Here is a 2300-nt window from a genome sequence, read left to right as displayed (position 1 = left end):
TAGTCCTTGGCCTGCTGAATTTCTTCTGGGGTCATAGATTTTTCCTGTTTTTCTTATTTTTACAGCAATTTTCTCTACTCACATCACTAAGCATTTATACTCAGGGCAAAAGTGGGATGCTCCCGGTGTTGTCTAAACTTAAATCGGTGGGAGCTTCGTTAACATCGTTGACAGTAATGGTGAAGAGTTCAGTATAAATTAATGCACCGTCGGTGGTTTTGATGGTGATGTCGTAACTGGGTTTTGTTGCAAAATTTGGACTGGCACCAATAAAGAATAGTTGGTTGCCGTTACGAATTTCAAACTTAGCGGCATCTGTTCCTTCAACGGTTAAAACATTATTGTTACCACTGGCATCGGGGTCTGTAATGGTGAGGTCTCCAATAAGAACCCCACCAGTTGTATCGATATTCTCATTAATGCTGGTGTTGTCTAAACTTAAATCGGTGGGAGCTTCGTTGACATCATTGACAGCAATGGTGAAGGGTTCAGTATAAATTAATGCACCGTCGGTGGTTTTGATGGTGATATCGTAACTGGGTTTTGTTTCAAAGTCTGGACTGGCACCAATAAAGAATAGTTGGTTGCCGTTGCGAATTTCAAAATCCCCAGCATCTGTTCCTTCAACGGTTAAAACATTATTGTTACCACTGGCATCGGGGTCTGTAATGGTGAGGTCTCCAATAAGAACCCCACCAGTTGTATCGACATTCTCATTAATGCTGTTAGCTGATAGGGCTAAATCGGTGGGAGCTTCGTTGACGTTTGTGACAGTAATGACGATCGCCTGGGAATCACTCAGTAACCCATCACTGGCCGTTACCGTAATGTCATAGACGTTATCTGTCCCAATATCTGTTGGATTTTCAAAGTCAGGAGATGTTTTAAAGGTGACTACGCCTGTATTACTGTCAATGTCAAAGAGGAGATAGTCTCCTGTTGTTTCCAAACCATAGGTAATCGAGTCACTTTCGGGGTCGGTGGCGGTGACGGTGTAGACGGTTCCTGTGCCATTTTCGGCAAAGTTGGCTGTCGTACCACTGGTAATCGTTGGAGCTTCGTTGACATCGGTGACAGTAATGACGATCGCCTGGGAATCACTCAGTAACCCATCACTGGCCGTTACCGTAATGTCATAGACGTTATCCGTCCCAATATCTGTTGGATTTTCAAAGTCAGGAGATGTTTTAAAGGTGACTATGCCTGTATTACTGTCAATGTCAAAGAGGAGATAGTCTCCTGTTGTTTCCAAACCATAGGTAATGGAGTCACTTTCGGGGTCGGTGGCGGTGACGGTGTAGACGGTTCCTATGCCATTTTCGGCAAAGTTGGCTGTCGTACCACTGGTAATCGTTGGGGCTTCGTTGACATTAATGACCGTAATCGCCACATCTTGAGAATTAGAGTTTACGAGTCCATCGTTAGCCGTGACAGTGATGTTGTAAACATTGTCGCCATCGTCATCATTGGAATCCTCGAAGTCGGGAGGCGCTAAGAAGGTTACCTGTCCTGTCTTGCTATCAATGGTGAATAAAGCCCCATCGATGCCCCCAAGACTGTAGGTAAGGGTTGCCCCTTCTGGGTCATTGGCTGTGACAGTGTAAACAACCCCTGTGTCATTTTCATTAAAGCTAGCTGTGGGGGCACTGGTAATGGTCGGAGCCTTGTTGGACAGAATACGAAGAGTCGTCGTCACGACTTGGCTCAAATTTTGGAACGTTTTCCCGTCATCGACCACAAAGGTAATGAGACGGTCTGTGGTGTCAATATTCGGAGACGTATTGTTGTAGGTGACCGTCCGCAATACTTGTTCATACTCAGCCACCGTACCGTTCCCCGCCAGCGTGAGCACACCATTGCTATAACTAACGGTAATCGGCCCCGTTGCCGTCGCACTCAGAACTTCATCAGTGCCATCGAGGAGATTCGAGATCGTAATGGTGGCACCGGCTAAGGTCGCCGAATTTGCATCTGATAATGTCAATCCGGGGCTCACAATGGCCACAGGGGCAGCATCGGACTGAAAAACAGCACTAAAATCTTTAACGAATAGGGGATCTGAGGTAAGTTCAATGATGCCGCTAGCCCCAATGTCGGCACTGCCAAAGACCACATAACTTTCCCCGGCATTACTTACTCCATTGGGGTCACCTCCAGATGCACCAATAAGGAGGTCATCAAAGCCATCGCCATTGACATCCCCCGCACTACTCACTGAACGACCAGACTGGTCATCAGAATCAATGCCGTTGATGACGAAGCCGTTGCTACCATTTAAGTCGGCAAGATTGAGGCTACTG

1 protein-coding gene is annotated in these 2300 nt (G+C 46.5%); it reads right to left on the bottom strand.

Going from position 1 to position 2300, the window contains the following annotated elements; translation table 11 throughout:
* Positions 1-100 precede the first annotated feature (100 nt).
* The coding region (locus IQ217_RS18650; RefSeq protein ID WP_194021414.1) for an integrin alpha at positions 101-2300 on the bottom strand (2200 nt) is incomplete at its 5' end.

Source organism: Synechocystis salina LEGE 00031 (genome assembly GCF_015207985.1).
GTDB lineage: Bacteria > Cyanobacteriota > Cyanobacteriia > Cyanobacteriales > Microcystaceae > Synechocystis > Synechocystis salina.
Note: the sequence above shows the minus strand (reverse complement) of the source record. Positions and strands in the feature narration are given on the sequence as shown.